The organism is Flagellimonas algarum, assembly GCF_040513375.1.
In the GTDB taxonomy this organism is placed as follows: domain Bacteria; phylum Bacteroidota; class Bacteroidia; order Flavobacteriales; family Flavobacteriaceae; genus Flagellimonas_B; species Flagellimonas_B algarum.
On sequence record NZ_JBEVTG010000001.1, the window covers coordinates 719,242 to 734,929 of the forward strand.

A 15,688-nucleotide genomic window follows, 5' to 3' on the forward strand; every position below is an offset into this window, starting at 1 on the left:
ATTGGTTTTAGGTATTGTTATTCTTTATATTCTATTTTTTCATTCCTGAACAACAGGGCGAACAAAACGAACACCACTGCCGCGAAGAGGGCCGGATACACCCATATGGTCTCCCAGGCATGTCCGGCGTCGGTTACATAGGCATCAGTGATCCGCCCGGCGATCCAAAAACCGATCAACATCCCCAGGCCATAGGTGGCCAAGGTAATCAATCCTTGAGCGGCGCTCTTATATTTTTCACCGGCCTTGGTGTCGGTATAGATCTGTCCTGACACAAAAAAGAAATCGTAGCAAATGCCGTGCAAGGCGATACCGATTATCAGCATAAAAGCCAGTTCGCCCGCATTGCCATAGGCGAATAGTAGGTAACGGACCGTCCAAGCGAGCATCCCCACCAAGATGGTTTTTTTAAATCCGAATTTGTTGAAAAAGAAAGGGAGCAAAAGCATGAACAGTACTTCCGACAATTGTCCTATGGACATTTTGGCCGCAGGATTGGCCACACCGACTTCCCCTAGGAACTGGCCGGCATGTTGGTAGTAAAACCCAAGCGGGATGCAGATTAGGATGGAGGCGACGAAAAAAATCAAAAAATTCTTGTTCTTCAACAGTTTCAAAGCATCCAGACCAATGATATCGGCGATCGATACTTTTTCGTTCTTCCCGACACGAGGTGGGGTCTTTGGCAAGAGAAAACTGAACACGCCCAAAAGTGCCGATGCTCCGGCTACCATTAAAAAGGTATTGCGCAGCAGCCCTTCTTGAACACCTTGTTCACTATCCCACCCGAAATAGCTGATGGCAAGACCTGCGATGATCCATCCAATAGTTCCGAATACCCTGATAAAAGCAAACTCTTTTGACGGGTCTTTCATTTGATTGAACGACACCGAATTCACCAAGGCCAAGGTGGGCATGTACGCGATCATGTAGCCAAAGACATAGGGCACAAAGGTCCCGATCTGGTCGGCATTCGCCATTTGGTACATCAATACGGCGCCGATCAAATGCAAGATGCCCAGTACTTTCTCCGCATTAAAATAGCGGTCGGCGATCAAACCGATGATGAACGGGGCGATGATGGCGCCCCACGATTGGCTTGAATAGGCCAAGGCGGTATCGGCCCCACTGGCCCCGAGGGAATTGGGCAAATAAATCCCCAAGGTAACGAACCAGCCTCCCCAAATAAAAAATTCAAGGAACATCATCAACGACAACTGGAATTTAATGACGGGCTTCATAGTTATCTTTTGTAATAAATATAATCCAAGGGCGATAGCTCGATCTTGTTCTTTCGAAAGTCCATGACCAATTGCCCCCGGTGATGGGTCGAATGGTTGACGATATGAAAGAGGATGTCTTTCAGTTCATTCGCGAAAACCCGCCCTTCGGTGGTCTTATAGTCTACCCGTTTAGAAAAATCATCGGTATTGGTGATGATCTCGAAAGTGGTGCGTTGGTTCTCGTAATGGATGTCTTCCCATGCCGATGGTTCATGCACCTGCCAAACCTCATACTGCCAATGTTCATCAAGCAACCGTTTGTTCCATATATGGTGGGCGTTCAAGATATGGCTGAACAATTCCTTACTTTTTTCCGGAACCTTCTCAAGGGCTTGCATTTGGGCAATAAGGGTCTTATTGCAGTAAAAATTGTAATCAAATAGTTGATTGAACAATGATTGCATCGGTGTCGGTGCTAAGTTAAACTAGGCAAGCTTGGTGCCTTCCCTGATGAGAAGGTCTTTCGTGGCCATGATACCGGCTTCCTCTCCTAAATTCTCCCCTTCGTATTCGACCCCGATATATCCGGTATATCCCGCTTGCTTGACCAACCCCAAAATACGGGCGAAGTCGATTTTGGTCTCATTGCCGTTGTCATCGAAATCATAGGATTTGGCGCTGACGGCCTTGGCATAGGGCATGAGCTCCTCGATCCCTTGGTATTTGTCGTATTCTTCGATGCACTTCGATTCATAATAGGAACCGTCTTCACGTTTGATGCAAAAATTACCGAAGTCGGGCAAGGTGCCGCAATTTTCCATATTCACCTGTTGCATGATCCCGGCGAGCAGGGCGCCGTTCGAAGACAGGCCGCCATGGTTCTCTACGATGATGTTGATGTTCTTGTCTTTGGCGTAGGTGGCCAATTGGGTCAGGCCATCGACCGATGCGGTCGTCCAGGCTTCCGCTTCCTGCACCCCGTTCAGGTTCACACGAATCGAATGGCATCCTAAAGCCGCGGCGGCGTCGACCCATTTGTGATGGCGCTCAACGGCTGCTTTACGTTCTTCGGCATCACTAGCAGCCAGATCGCCTTCCCGATCCACCATGATCAATACATTGCGAAGGCCATGTTTTTCACTTTCGGCATTGCATTTGTTGACAAAGTTGGCCATGGCTTCTTCCGAATAGTCGGCAGCCTCCAGTTCCTTGCTGTAGAGTTGACTCACATATTCCAATCCTTCAAAGCCCCAGGCTTTTGCTTTCTCGGCAAAAGTGTAGGGATCGACCCCTTCGAATCGAATCATTTTATTGATCGACCATTGGGCCAAGGACAGTTTAAAAAATGGCCCCGTTGCCGCTACCACTTCTTCCGTCATTTCGGTTTCTTTTTTTTGCTGTTTACAAGCGTAACTTCCCAATGCGGTAATCGCAATACCCGCTTTGGCAGTATCGGCCATGAATTTTCGTCGTTTCATGTTGGTTTTATTGAGGTTCTGATAATTAACAGATTAAGATTTACTACAACGTTGTAGTGCTAAATTCACAATAAACAAGGGGATTAAATGTAGAAAATTAATTTAATATTTAATACTTTTAGAGAATAAACAATCGAGAAATAAATGGGTAAATTCTATTACAACGAGGAACAAGAATCGTATGATGCAATTGTTGTAGGAACGGGCATTAGCGGTGGTTGGGCCGCCAAGGAACTTTGTGAGAACGGATTGAAGACCTTGGTCCTCGAAAGGGGCCGGATGGTCAAGCACCGTGAAGACTATCCGACGGCGAATATGGACCCTTGGGATTTTCCGAACAACGGACAGCCCACCCGGGAAGATCTATTAAAGCAGGAAAAGCAAAACCGAACGGGTTATACCACCCAAGCGGCTTCCAAAGATTGGTTCGTCAATGACCTTGACCATCCGTATAACGAGACCAAACGTTTTGATTGGATGCGTGGTTATCACGTCGGAGGGCGCTCGATCATGTGGGGGCGACACAGTTACCGCTGGAGCGACCTTGACTTCGAGGCCAACAAAAAAGATGGTCATGCGGTCGATTGGCCGGTGCGCTATAAAGACATTGCCCCATGGTATGACAAAGTCGAATCGTACATTGGGGTTTCCGGTGAACTTCTCGGCTTGCCGCAATTACCCGATGGGCAATTCGAACCCATGATGGAACTGAACTGTGTCGAGCAGCACGTTCGCGAAAAAGTCGCAGAGCATTTCGATGGCAGGGTCATGACCGCCGGTCGTGTAGCCCATATCAATAGTGACAAACGTTTCGAAGGTGACGGCAGGGTCCGATGCCAATTTAGGAACCGCTGTATCAGAGGCTGTCCTTTCGGGGCCTACTTCAGTAGTGTATCCTCTACATTACCCGCCGCCGAACGTACGGGTAACATGACCCTAAGACCCGATTCGATCGTGCACCAGGTCATTTACGACCCGAATACCAAAAAAGCTACCGGGGTGAAGGTCATCGACCGCGTCACCAAGGAAGAATTCGAATTCAAGGCCAAGGTCATTTTCCTTTGTGCCTCGGCCATCGCTTCGACCGCCATATTAATGCAGTCGAAATCGGACCGATTCCCGAACGGTCTGGGTAATGATTCCGATCAATTGGGCCGTAACATCATGGACCACCATCTTGGGGTCGGTGCCAGCGGAAAATTCGACGGTTTCGAAGACAAATATTATAAAGGTCGTAAGCCCGGGGGTATTTACTTACCGCGTTTCCGCAATATCGGAGGGGCTACGAACACCGATAAGTTCCTTAGGGGTTACGGCTACCAAGGTGGTGCCAGTCGAGGCAATTGGGACGATGCCGTCTCAGAACTCTCACACGGTGCCGCTTTAAAGGACGCCATCCTAAAACCTGGAGGCTGGACCTTCGGAATGGGAGGATTCGGAGAGGTCTTACCCTACGAAGACAACCGCATGACTTTGGATTATGAGAAGTTGGACCAATGGGGATTGCCCACCGTAACCTTCGATGCCGAGTTCAAGGAAAACGAATGGAAAATGAGGGAGGATATGAAAGAACAGGCAGTTGATATGTTGGAAAAGTCAGGGCTACGTGATGTGGAGCCTTTTGACAACCCCGGTGCCCTAGGGTTGGGTATTCATGAAATGGGAACGGCCCGGATGGGACGCGATCGTAAAACCTCGGTCGTCAACGCGTACAACCAGGTACACGACTGTAAAAACGTGTATGTAACCGACGGGGCCTTTATGACCTCTGCCGCTTGCGTGAACCCCTCATTGACCTATATGGCATTTACCGCCAGGGCAGCGAACCATGCCGCCCAGGAACTCAAAAAAGGAACATTATAATGGAAAGAAGAACCGCATTGAAGAATATGGGGATGGTTTTTGGCTATGCCGTAGCCACCCCGACCGTATTGGGAATCGTTCAAAGCTGTAAGGGCAAGGAAGTCGTCGATTGGACCCCAAGCTTTTTCAGTAAGGAACAAGGGGCGGTATTGCACTCCTTGTTGGATATCCTTTTACCGAAAACGGATACCCCTTCAGCTACCGAAGTCAATGTACATCTATTCATCGACCAGTTTGCGAATGAAGTTTTGCCCGTAGAACAAGGGGAGATGATGAAAATGATGTTTGAAAAGTTCGGTAACGCACTGCTAGCCGATGCCGGTAAGGAAAGTCTTTCGGACCTCGACGCGGAGGAAATCAGTCCCGTTTTCGCCAAGTACCTCACCAAGCGCACCCAAGAGCAGGAAGAAGCCCATGAAGAGGCGATGAACCAATTCGTTGAGTCGACTATGTCCGGAGAATCGGCGACACTCGATGATGAAGTGGCCTGCTATCTTTTTGCGAACAACCTCAGGGATATTACGATTTGGGGCTATCGCTCTTCTGAATACGTAGGCGAAGAAGTATTGGCCTATCTGCCCATACCGGGTGAATACGTGGCCTGTGGCGACGTGAACGAGCTCACCGGTGGAAAAGCCTGGTCGTTATAATTTATTTGATATAGCGCATATAAAAAGGCCCTTCTCAGGAAGGGCCTTTTTTCATTTCATCGAAAACCGGTCGTTTGCCACACGAAATCGATGAGAAGAACCGTTTGCATATCCCAATCTTACACAAATGGTATGGATTTTAATCGCTAGGTTCCTTTACCTCAGTCTCAAGAAAAAACCCGACCGTATTCCGGTAGAATAGGCCCAAACGGCCCGGTAGCAAACAAAAACACCTCGGTACTTATCCGAACGTGGGGTGGATGTTCCCGAGGTATTTGATCAAATAAACACTATCACACTATGATCCGCACATGAGGCAGTCATCGTCTGCCTGACCTTCTTTGGCCCGCGCGATCAATTCTTTCATCTCCGCTTCCGACATTGGTTGGATGTCGACTTCCTGCTGCGAGACCGGTGTAGCCTCGACCTTTAAGCTCGAAGCGGTCTTCGGGGTCGCTGCCTCGACTTCGGCTTCGGCTGCAACACTGACCGGAACTTCTTTCTTCTTGGTATTGTCCAAGGTGAATTTAATGGCATCAACGGCCGCTTTCGTCCTCAAGTAATACATGCCCGTTTTCAAGCCGCTTTTCCATGCATAGAAATGCATTGAAGTCAGCTTGGCATAATTGGCATTCTCCATAAAGAGGTTCAACGACTGGCTCTGATCGATAAAGTAGCCCCTATGACGGCTCATGTCGATGATATCTTTCATACTCAACTCCCAAACGGTCTTATACAACTCTTTGATGTCTTCCGGAATGATATCGATGTGTTGGATCGATCCGTTGGCACGCATCAATTCCTGCTTCAAATTCTCGTTCCACAAGCCCAATCGTACCAAGTCTTCCAAAAGGTGTTTGTTGACTACGATGAACTCACCAGACAATACCCTTCGGGTGTAGATATTCGAGGTGTAGGGTTCGAAGCATTCGTTGTTCCCCAAGATCTGTGAAGTAGATGCCGTTGGCATCGGTGCGACCAATAAGGAATTGCGCACCCCGTGTTTCTTGACGTCTTTTCTTAGTTTGTCCCAATCCCATCGGCCGGATAGTTCTTCGTCCTTCACACCCCAAAGATTGTGTTGGAAATCCCCTTTTGAAATCGGTGAGCCTTTGTAAGACGAATACGCTCCTTCTACCTTAGCTTCTTCCATAGAAGCGGTTACCGCGGCAAAGTAGAGCGTCTCGAAAATTTCTTGGTTCAGTTGCTTGGCCTCGTCACTGGTGAACGGCAGGCGCAGCATGATAAAGGCATCGGCAAGTCCTTGAACGCCCAAACCGATAGGGCGATGGCGCATGTTCGAATTTTTCGCTTCTTCGACCGGATAGTAATTGCGATCAATGACACGGTTCAGGTTTTTCGTGACACGTTTGGTGACCTTGAACAGTTCTTTGTGGTCGAAAGCACCGTTCTTGACGAACATCGGCAGGGCGATCGAAGCTAGGTTACATACCGCCACTTCATCAGGTGAGGTATACTCCAAAATCTCGGTACAGAGGTTTGAGGAGCGAATGGTCCCCAAGTTCTTTTGGTTGCTCTTGCGGTTAGCGGCATCCTTGTAAAGCATGTAAGGAGTACCGGTCTCGATTTGTGATTCCAAGATCTTTTCCCATAGATCCCTGGCCTTAATGGTCTTGCGGCCCTTTCCTTCGGCTTCGTATTTGAGATAGAGTTCCTCGAAGGCCTCACTATGGTTACTGAACAAGCCTGGGCACTCGTTCGGGCACATCAAGGTCCATTCGGCATCGGCCTCGACGCGTTTCATGAACAAATCGGGGATCCACATGGCGTAGAACAGATCTCGCGCCCGCATTTCCTCTTTTCCGTGGTTCTTTTTTAAATCAAGGAAATCGTAAATATCGGCATGCCATGGTTCGACATAAATAGCGAAGCTCCCTTTTCGTTTTCCTCCGCCTTGATCGACATAACGTGCCGTATCGTTGAATACACGCAACATGGGTACGATACCGTTCGATGTCCCGTTGGTGCCTGCGATGTAGGATCCCGTCGCGCGGATGTTGTGTATCGATAGACCGATCCCCCCTGCGGATTGCGAAATCTTCGCGGTCTGCTTCAAGGTGTCGTAGATACCGTCGATACTATCGTCTTTCATCGCCAATAAGAAACATGACGACATCTGTGGTTTTGGTGTGCCCGAGTTGAAAAGTGTTGGCGTCGCGTGGGTAAAATACTTCTTCGACATCAACTCATAGGTCTCGATGGCCGAATCAAGATCATCCAAATGGATGCCGACCGCGACCCGCATCAACATATGTTGTGGGCGTTCGGCGATCTTTCCGTTGAGTTTTAAGAGGTACGATCGTTCCAAGGTTTTGAAGCCAAAGTAATCATAGCCGAAATCACGGTTATAGATGATGGTCGAATCCAATTTTTCGGCATTCTTGGCAATGACCTCATAGACCTCATCGGAAACCAAGGGGGCGTCTTTACCGGTACGTGGGTTGACGTACTCGTAAAGGTCCTTCATGGTTTCGGAAAAGGACTTCTTGGTATTCTTGTGTAGGTTGGAAACGGAAATGCGTGCCGCCAATCGAGCATAGTCAGGGTGGGTCGTCGTCATGGTCGCAGCGATTTCAGCGGCCAAATTGTCGAGTTCCGAAGTAGTTACCCCATCATATAAGCCTTCGATGACCCTCATGGCCACCTTGACCGGATCTACCAGGTCGTTCAAGCCATAGCATAGTTTTCTTACCCTGGCCGTGATCTTGTCGAACATCATCGGCTCTTTTCTTCCGTCTCGTTTTACTACATACATTTTTTACAGTTTAGTTAGTGGCACATCATTTTACTAATAGCCGATAGGTATTCAGTTCATCTTTGGTTTGGGGCCAATGACCTTACAATAGGGCAGCTGGGGTGTTCGGTTCGTTAAAAATCGGCGTCGAAACTGATTTTCTGTGAATCGGTATCCTTTTCTTTGTTCAATACCCCGGCTTTCTGGTATTCGGAAACCCGCTTCTCAAAGAAATTGGTCTTTCCTTGTAGCGAGATCATATCCATGAAATCAAAGGGGTTCGTAGCATTATAGACTTTTTCGCACTCCAACTCGACCAACAATCGATCGGTCACGAATTCGAGGTACTGGGTCATCAACTTAGCGTTCATTCCGATCAAGCTCACCGGCAAGGATTCGGTAATGAACTCGCGTTCGATGTTCAAGGCGTCTACGATGATGTCGGTAATGCGTTCTTTAGGCACCTTGTTGATCAGGTGTTTGTTGTGTAGGTGTACGGCATAATCGCAGTGCATGCCCTCATCCCTAGAGATCAACTCGTTCGAAAAAGTCAATCCTGGCATCAACCCTCTTTTCTTCAACCAGAAAATAGAACAGAACGCGCCAGAGAAGAAGATGCCCTCAACGGCCGCAAAAGCGATCAATCGCTCGGCGAAACTCGGTGATTCAATCCATTTCAATGCCCAATCGGCCTTCTTCTTGATCGCCGGGAAATTCTCAATGGCCTTGAACAAGACGTTCTTCTCCTTTTCGTCTTTCACATAGGTATCGATCAGCAAGGAATAGGTTTCCGAATGGATGTTCTCCATCATGATCTGGAAACCATAAAAGAACTTGGCCTCCGAATACTGTACCTCGTTCACGAAATTCTCCGCCAGGTTTTCATTGACGATCCCATCGGATGCAGCGAAAAACGCAAGGATATGCTTGATGAAATACTGCTCGTCCTCGCTCAGTTTATCGTTCCAATCGGTAAGGTCTTGGTGCAGATCGATTTCTTCCGCCGTCCAAAAACAAGCCTCGCATTTTTTATACCACTCCCATAAATCGTGATGTTGGATCGGAAAAATGACGAATCGGTCTTCGTTCTCTTCTAGAATAGGCTCAATGGCAGCGGACATAGTGTTCTGTATTTTGAAAAAATTAAAACTTGGATGAGGTACCTTTCGGTAGGAGCAAACAAAGATTCAAAAATGTTACCTAAATGTAAAGTTTGTTTATTGAAAACCCGTCCAAAGTTTTTAACACGGACTGTTGAAATGTAGCTTCGCACCAGATGTATACTGAACTGGATCAACCGACATCGGTTTTGGCTGATTTTCAACAAAAAAGAAGGATAAAAAAAAGACCAAAAAGTATTTTTCAAGATACTCAATGGTCTTTCGACACTATAACTATTTCAACCAAAGCGTACGGCCATGCCGCTTTACGATGTAGGCACTAAAAAGGTAGTTCCCCCGAAACCCAATTAGCATTCCACCATCGACAGCGACATCATTTATTTCGTAAATTCACACGCATAGGCATGTTGGTTGGCCGTACGATCGTTGGTATTTCTTATTCATGCGCCCCTATCAAAGGTGTTTGTCCTTCCATGGTCGCTTCGACATCACTGGCCGCAGCGAACACCAAGGCGATTAGCAGCAGCACAAAAAATATCAAACACTTTTTCATAATATTGGTCGTGGTCGTTCGTCGTTTAATTGATATTCCGAAGATACTTGGCGAATCGGTTGCTACTTTGAGCGGTTGTATGGATGGTAGCAAATCCTGTACGGATGGATTCTCGGCACTCGGCCCCATCAAAATGTAGTAAAAATCGTATAATGCAAGCCTTAAGCCAATACCGACCAGTTATACGTCCAGTTCATCCATAAACACAAATTATCAAGGGCCACTCCGATAATAGTGGTACTTTTAAATTCTTATACAAATCCTAACCCATGCTTGAAGCCGTATTGGTAGACGATGAATCCAAAGCTTTGGAGAGCCTCAGTTGGGAGCTCACCAACCTCAGTGACGAGGTGACCGTGATCGCTTCCTTTACCGATGCCCATGAAGCCTTGGATTATTTGGAAAAAAATACGCCAGACTGTCTGTTTCTTGACATCGAAATGCCGATTATGGACGGTTTCCAGTTCATCCAGAACCTGAAAAACAAGAATTTTCCGGTCATCATCACCACGGCTTACAACCAATACGCCTTGAAGGCATTGAAAAACGAGGCGCTTGATTACCTGCTGAAACCCATCGACACCGATGACTTGAACGATACCATCCTTAAAATCAAGAAATACAACAGCAAGAACTACACCGCCGAACGCCTTGAACAGATCCTGGTCAATTTCAACGCGAAATCGATAGACAGGAAAATCACCATCAATACCGACGGAAAATTGTTGTTCTTGGAAAGTGAAGAGATCCTCTATGTCGAAAGCGATGGCAACTATAGTACCCTTTACCTTGAAGACGGTCAAAAATTGCTCTTGACCAAGAAATTAAAGGAAGTCAACCAACTGTTGCCTTCGGAGGCGTTCTTTAGGATCCACAATTCCTATGTGGTGAATCTTGGCAAGATCAAGGAATTTTTGAAGACCGATGGTTATGTGGTGTTGAAATCAGGACATAAAATCCCCGTTTCCAGGCAGAAGAAGTCCGATTTTTTGGATCTTTTATAACTTTCGTGAATGCCAGATAGCCTTTTCGCTACCCATACCGCTGTTTCTTTCAAATCCTATCCGTTATGCGTGCTCGTCTTTTTGATGTTGGCCTTACCGGTCAATGCACAGCAGGATTTCGAATCGGTCATGCACGGACTTTTGGCAAAGCGGCCTACGACCTACAAATCGCTTGATAGCACCCTTCGCCGATTTAAACGTGATACCGTCAAACTGAACACCTTTATTGCCGAAGCCGAAACCAACGAATACCCCGAAGGCCGCTCCTATGCCCTGAACCAATTGGGAACGGTTTTTCGTAACCGATCTGAGTTCAAAAGGGCCATCGCCCTACACCAAGAGGCGCTGTTGCTCTCCGAATCGATCGAAAACGCCGAACTGCAGGTCTTCAGTTTGAACATGCTCGGGGTGGCCTATCGCCGTAGTGATGCCATACGTACCGCTTTGGACTATAACCAACGTGCCCTTGAAATAGCCGATACGGTGCAACGGCCTTCGTTGCACATCAAACGGAACATCAATGTGGCCCTGAACAGCATTGGCAACTTATATTCGACCTTGGGGCAGTATGACTTGGCCATCTCCCAATTTCAACGTGCCCTACAACTTGAAGAAGAACTCAACAACACCTTGGGCCTAGCGATCAACAACCAAAACATTGGGGAGTGCCTGATGTTCAAAGGAGACCTCGAGGGCGCCCTTGACCGGTACCGCCGATCATTGGCCTTGAACGATGATATCAACAATGATTTCGGTAGGGTCATTTGCCAAAACAGCATCGCACAAATCCATCTAAAACAAGGGGAAGCTGAGAAGGCCCTTGAACTTTTGGAACGTATCAAGGCTCCCGCCACCGAGCTAGGTGACAAGTTCCTTCTTTCGTCGGTCCTTATCAATACCGGCTGGGCCCTTTTGGAAGCGAACCGTCTCAATGAAGCAGAGGGTTATATGAAACAAGGCTTGGATATGGCCGTGGAAAGCAATCTGCCCAGCATGATCATTTTCGGCAACCAACACCTTTCGGACCTTGAACATGCAAAAGGCAACGATCGAAAAGCCTTGGAATACTATAAGGAAGCCGACCGGATGGACAAGGCGATCATCAATGAGCGCAACGTACGCTACATGAACGATATCATCTTGAAGTACCAAACCGAAAAGAAGAACAACCAGATATCGGACTTGGCCAAGGAGAATGAGCTGGTGCGGCTGCGGCTGCGTAAAAACCAAACCACAATTTTGGTCAGTGCCCTACTCATCGGACTGATCGGCACCATCCTTTTCATCATGTACCGGCAGTACCAATCCAATCAAGAGAAACGCGTGATCGGTCTTGAACAGCATATGTTACGCAGCCAGATGAACCCGCATTTCCTGTTCAACTCCCTGAACTCGATCAAGCTCTACATCATCAACAATGACAAGAAAAACGCGGTGCATTACCTCAACAAGTTCTCAAAATTGGTGCGGCGTATCCTGGAGGGGTCTTCAATGAAGGAAATCGCCTTGGCCGAGGAGTTGGAGACCGTTGAGCTCTATCTGAATATCGAAAAGATCCGTTTCTCCGATGAGATCAATTACGACATCAATATCGCCGACGGATTGAATCCTGAATTGATCAAAATACCCTCAATGGTACTACAACCGTTCTTGGAAAATGCCATCTGGCACGGCCTTTCTGCCAAAGAAGGTGAAAAGAACATTTGGCTTAACATTACAAACAAAGACGACATGCACCTGCTCATCAGCGTCATTGACAATGGCGTCGGTCGCAAGGCTTCCGAACGCTTGAAGGAAAGTCGTGTATTGAAACGGAAATCGGTCGGCATCGATATCACCAAAGAACGCTTGGCCAACTTTGCCAAGGACTTTCAAAATGATTTCAACGTTGAAATCCTTGACCTTTTCGATGACCAAGGCATGCCCAAAGGCACCAAGGTGGTCCTTGAAATCCCTATGGTTTAGAAATCGCGTCCGCCACGGCTTCCAGTTCGGTATACCAGGCTTCGCCGAACTTACGGATCAGGGCCTCCTTGACGAACTTATAAATCGGGACTTTCAATTCGTCCCCTAAACTACAAGCTGGGTCACAAATGGCCCATTTGTGGTAATTGACGGCGGTGAAGGTCGAATATTCTTTGGTACGCACTGGATACAGGTGGCATGATATCGGTTTCTTCCATGAAGTGGCACCCTGATTGTAGGCCTCCTCCAACCCACATTTGGCAATCCCATCCGAAAAAATCACGTAGGCACATTCCTCCTTATCGACCAAGGGTGTTTCCCATTCCCCATCGCTACCTTTGACGAAGGTTCCTTGGGCTTCGATCGCCGCGATTCCTTCCTTCCTTAAAAAAGGTTTGGCCTGTTCGAACACCGATTCGAGTATGGCCGTTTCCGATTCGGCAACAGGCGCCCCTGAAGCCCCATCGACGCAACAGGCCCCCTTGCAGGCATTCAAGTTGCAGACAAAATCATTTTCGACAATCGCTTCGGAGACCAGGGTCTTTCCAATTTGGAACATATAGCGGTGGAATTTTGCAGTAATCCATCCCAAAAATAAACAAAGTAGGACATCCGGGGCCAACCCATTACCCTACCTTTGCATTCAAAATTTCGGGAAGATGAATTTCAACATCAAGGAAATCGCCACAGCGACCATGGTCTTGTTCGCGGTCATCGACATTTTAGGGAGTATTCCGATCATCATCTCATTGCGGACCAAGGTCGGACATATCCAATCGGAAAAGGCCTCTATCGTCGCGGCTAGCATCATGGTGGCTTTTTTATTCGTTGGGGAACGCATTTTGGAACTGATCGGCATCGACATCAATTCGTTTGCCGTTGCGGGGGCTTTCGTCATTTTTTTCCTGGCGATTGAAATGGTCTTGGGCATCAGTTTGTACAAGGATGAGGAACCCGAGAGTGCCTCGGTGGTCCCCATTGCATTTCCGATCATCGCAGGGGCAGGCACACTGACTTCCCTATTGGCCCTTCGTGCCGAATATCATGTTGAAAACATCATCGTGGCCATCATCCTAAATATCATCTTCGTGTTCTTGGTCTTGAAATTTTCGGCCCGAATCGAAAAGTTATTGGGCAAGGCCGGTTTAAACGTTTTCAGAAAAGTTTTTGGCGTAATTTTGTTGGCAATAGCGGTAAAGTTGTTCGCGACCAACATCAACGCGCTGTTTTAACACCTTAAAGAAGCATCATGGGTAGGACCTTGATCATCATCCTTATTATTCTAGCTTTGGCCTTGGCGGCCTACAACAGCACTTTACTTGATTTTGACAACCTTTTTCAGGGTGATAGTCTGATCGCTTGTATCGGTATCGTAGCCTCCTTATGTGCCATCGTGCTCTTGCTCATCTTCAATACGGCCAAGAAAATCGAGGAACGCTTGAAGTAGCGCCCTTAGTCTTTCGAGCGGATTTCGGCTTCTTCCATACGCTGCATCACCTCATTATCGATTTCAAGTACCCGATCCAACATGATGTCATGTTCGGTTTTGATCCTTGCGGCTAAATTGGGGGAATACAGCTGTTCGGCGATATTCGCCTTGATATACGTCTTGATTTTTCGCTCTTGCCCGTAAAAATCCAGTTTAATGCCCCGGTCCAACAAGTAATCGATAAACCGTTCGAAGAGAATGTCATCGACCTGGTAGTCTTCGATGAATTCCATTCGGGGGTAATTTTGGAAACGGCTGCGGTCACGTTCCAAGAATCGAAAAACGAAGTCGGAGAAAAAGCCTGAAGAATCCAAGCTTTCGACCCGTTCCTGGTTGATGGAACCGATCGGCACGAAGACATCGGGTATGATGCCCCCACCACCATAGACCACCTTGCCTTTCGGAGTGACGAATCGCAACGAATCGGCCACTTTGATGCTATCTACAGTCACCAGTTCACCACTGTTGTAACGTTCCATGAATTTTTGATAATAATCGTCGTGTCCCTTTTCATACGATCGTTGAATCGATCGTCCGGTAGGTGTATAATAGCGTGAAACCGTTAGCCGTACTGCCGAACCGTCACCTAGATCCATTTCGCGCTGCACTAGACCTTTGCCGAATGAACGTCGCCCGACAATGGTTCCGACATCATTGTCTTGCAAAGCCCCGGCGATGATCTCACTGGCAGAGGCCGAACGTTCGTTGATCAAGACATAGACCGGTCGGTCTTCAAACGTACCGCGATCGGTAGCGTACGCCTTTTTTATCGTGCCGCTCTTATTTTTAGTGAAAAGGATCAGTTTTCCCTTTTTTAGGAATTCATCCGCCATTTTCTCAGCGATACCCAAATACCCACCCGGATTGTCACGAAGGTCCAAAATCAACTTTTTCGCGCCTTTTTGCTCCAAGTCGAACAAGGCTTTCTTGAACTCCTTGAAAGTTGATTCCGCAAAGCGGTTGAGTTTGATATAACCCAAATCGTTGGTCAACATGAACTCAGCGACCACGCTCTTTATCGGTACCACGTCGCGTTTGACATCGACATCGAAATACCGGTTTTCAGACTTGCGATAAACACCAAGCTTAACACGGGTCCCCTCGAGTCCTTTCAGTCTTTCGACCAATAGCGAGTTCGCTATTCGCTTGCCGAAGAGGGTATCGCCATCAGCGGTCAATATCTTGTCACCGGCTTGAAGGCCCATGCGATCACTCGGGCCGTCTTTGATGGTTCGCACTACGGTCAGGGTGTCACCGAACATATTGAACCGGATTCCGATCCCCACGAAATCACCTTTCATGTTTTCGGATACGGCTTCCATATCCTCCTTGGGAATGTAAACGGAATGCGGGTCGAGTTTACCGAGAATGTTGTTCACGGTCACATCGACGATACTATCGGTGTCGATATCATCAACGTATTCATAGTCGATGTAATCGATCAATCGATTCAATTTGTCTTTTTTGGAATTCGTCGAGAAGAGCCTCTCCGGCGAATCATTGAAGTGTAATTTTCCTCCAATGAAAATGCCAATGGCCACGGCCAAGGCCAACAAAGTAGGTATGAGGTAATTGTACTTCTTCATA

The 15,688-nt window shown here is 47.5% G+C and carries 13 protein-coding genes; 6 read left to right on the top strand and 7 right to left on the bottom strand.

All coding sequences use genetic code 11. The annotated features are described in order from the left end of the window. Positions 1–17: 17 nt before the first annotated feature. The 3 genes from ABV409_RS03355 to ABV409_RS03365 are packed head-to-tail and all read right to left on the bottom strand — an operon-like array spanning position 18 to position 2,701. Positions 18–1,241: an MFS transporter gene (locus ABV409_RS03355; RefSeq protein ID WP_353876133.1), complete on the bottom strand. Its 1,224-nt coding sequence runs from the start codon at positions 1,239–1,241 to the stop codon at positions 18–20. Between the two features lie 2 nt (positions 1,242–1,243). Further along, positions 1,244–1,687: a DinB family protein gene (locus ABV409_RS03360; RefSeq protein WP_353876134.1), complete on the bottom strand. Its 444-nt coding sequence runs from the start codon at positions 1,685–1,687 to the stop codon at positions 1,244–1,246. A gap of 21 nt (positions 1,688–1,708) precedes the next feature. Beyond that, positions 1,709–2,701 (bottom strand): sugar phosphate isomerase/epimerase family protein, encoded by a 993-nt coding sequence (locus tag ABV409_RS03365; protein ID WP_353876135.1) that lies wholly within the window; start codon positions 2,699–2,701, stop codon positions 1,709–1,711. A gap of 144 nt (positions 2,702–2,845) precedes the next feature. On the opposite strand from ABV409_RS03365, the gene ABV409_RS03370 reads away from it, so the two are divergent. Next, a complete protein-coding gene (locus tag ABV409_RS03370) occupies positions 2,846–4,564 on the top strand; it encodes a GMC oxidoreductase (RefSeq protein ID WP_353876136.1) in 1,719 nt (572 codons plus the stop codon). Then, entirely contained in the window at positions 4,564–5,214 is a 651-nt protein-coding gene (locus ABV409_RS03375; RefSeq protein WP_353876137.1) for a gluconate 2-dehydrogenase subunit 3 family protein, read from the top strand. The genes ABV409_RS03370 and ABV409_RS03375 overlap by 1 nt, the downstream gene beginning before the upstream one ends. Positions 5,215–5,512: 298 nt before the next feature. On the opposite strand, the gene ABV409_RS03380 is transcribed toward ABV409_RS03375, so the two are convergent. Beyond that, positions 5,513–7,990 carry a ribonucleoside-diphosphate reductase subunit alpha gene (locus tag ABV409_RS03380; protein ID WP_353876138.1) on the bottom strand — a complete coding sequence of 826 codons (2,478 nt, stop codon included), beginning with the start codon at positions 7,988–7,990 and terminating at the stop codon, positions 5,513–5,515. 113 nt (positions 7,991–8,103) lie between these two features. After that, positions 8,104–9,090, bottom strand: coding sequence for a ribonucleotide-diphosphate reductase subunit beta (locus ABV409_RS03385; protein WP_353876139.1), 987 nt, complete (start codon positions 9,088–9,090; stop codon positions 8,104–8,106). 822 nt (positions 9,091–9,912) lie between these two features. Here ABV409_RS03385 and ABV409_RS03390 point away from each other — a divergent pair. Together ABV409_RS03390 and ABV409_RS03395 are read left to right on the top strand one after the other, a co-directional pair. Beyond that, positions 9,913–10,647 carry a LytR/AlgR family response regulator transcription factor gene (locus ABV409_RS03390; protein WP_353876140.1) on the top strand — a complete coding sequence of 245 codons (735 nt, stop codon included), beginning with the start codon at positions 9,913–9,915 and terminating at the stop codon, positions 10,645–10,647. Between the two features lie 9 nt (positions 10,648–10,656). Beyond that, positions 10,657–12,612 carry a tetratricopeptide repeat-containing sensor histidine kinase gene (locus ABV409_RS03395; protein ID WP_353876141.1) on the top strand — a complete coding sequence of 652 codons (1,956 nt, stop codon included), beginning with the start codon at positions 10,657–10,659 and terminating at the stop codon, positions 12,610–12,612. On the opposite strand, the gene ABV409_RS03400 is transcribed toward ABV409_RS03395, so the two are convergent. After that, positions 12,602–13,171: a DUF3109 family protein gene (locus ABV409_RS03400; protein ID WP_353876142.1), complete on the bottom strand. Its 570-nt coding sequence runs from the start codon at positions 13,169–13,171 to the stop codon at positions 12,602–12,604. The genes ABV409_RS03395 and ABV409_RS03400 overlap by 11 nt on opposite strands. Before the next feature lie 100 nt (positions 13,172–13,271). Between ABV409_RS03400 and ABV409_RS03405 the strand changes: the two genes are divergently transcribed. Beyond that, complete coding sequence (locus ABV409_RS03405) at positions 13,272–13,844, top strand: MarC family protein (RefSeq protein ID WP_353876143.1); 573 nt, start codon at positions 13,272–13,274, stop codon at positions 13,842–13,844. Between the two features lie 17 nt (positions 13,845–13,861). Beyond that, positions 13,862–14,059, top strand: coding sequence for a hypothetical protein (locus tag ABV409_RS03410; RefSeq protein WP_353876144.1), 198 nt, complete (start codon positions 13,862–13,864; stop codon positions 14,057–14,059). A 5-nt stretch (positions 14,060–14,064) separates the two neighbouring features. Here ABV409_RS03410 and ABV409_RS03415 read toward each other — a convergent pair whose 3' ends face one another. After that, entirely contained in the window at positions 14,065–15,687 is a 1,623-nt protein-coding gene (locus ABV409_RS03415; protein ID WP_353876145.1) for a S41 family peptidase, read from the bottom strand. Position 15,688: the final 1 nt, after the last annotated feature.

Coding starts and splice junctions, on each gene's coding strand:
- ABV409_RS03355 (WP_353876133.1), bottom strand. CDS start 1,241: ATGAAGCCCGTCATTAAATTCCAGTTGTCGTTGATGATGTTCCTTGAA.
- ABV409_RS03360 (WP_353876134.1), bottom strand. CDS start 1,687: ATGCAATCATTGTTCAATCAACTATTTGATTACAATTTTTACTGCAAT.
- ABV409_RS03365 (WP_353876135.1), bottom strand. CDS start 2,701: ATGAAACGACGAAAATTCATGGCCGATACTGCCAAAGCGGGTATTGCG.
- ABV409_RS03370 (WP_353876136.1), top strand. CDS start 2,846: ATGGGTAAATTCTATTACAACGAGGAACAAGAATCGTATGATGCAATT.
- ABV409_RS03375 (WP_353876137.1), top strand. CDS start 4,564: ATGGAAAGAAGAACCGCATTGAAGAATATGGGGATGGTTTTTGGCTAT.
- ABV409_RS03380 (WP_353876138.1), bottom strand. CDS start 7,990: ATGTATGTAGTAAAACGAGACGGAAGAAAAGAGCCGATGATGTTCGAC.
- ABV409_RS03385 (WP_353876139.1), bottom strand. CDS start 9,090: ATGTCCGCTGCCATTGAGCCTATTCTAGAAGAGAACGAAGACCGATTC.
- ABV409_RS03390 (WP_353876140.1), top strand. CDS start 9,913: ATGCTTGAAGCCGTATTGGTAGACGATGAATCCAAAGCTTTGGAGAGC.
- ABV409_RS03395 (WP_353876141.1), top strand. CDS start 10,657: ATGCCAGATAGCCTTTTCGCTACCCATACCGCTGTTTCTTTCAAATCC.
- ABV409_RS03400 (WP_353876142.1), bottom strand. CDS start 13,171: ATGTTCCAAATTGGAAAGACCCTGGTCTCCGAAGCGATTGTCGAAAAT.
- ABV409_RS03405 (WP_353876143.1), top strand. CDS start 13,272: ATGAATTTCAACATCAAGGAAATCGCCACAGCGACCATGGTCTTGTTC.
- ABV409_RS03410 (WP_353876144.1), top strand. CDS start 13,862: ATGGGTAGGACCTTGATCATCATCCTTATTATTCTAGCTTTGGCCTTG.
- ABV409_RS03415 (WP_353876145.1), bottom strand. CDS start 15,687: ATGAAGAAGTACAATTACCTCATACCTACTTTGTTGGCCTTGGCCGTG.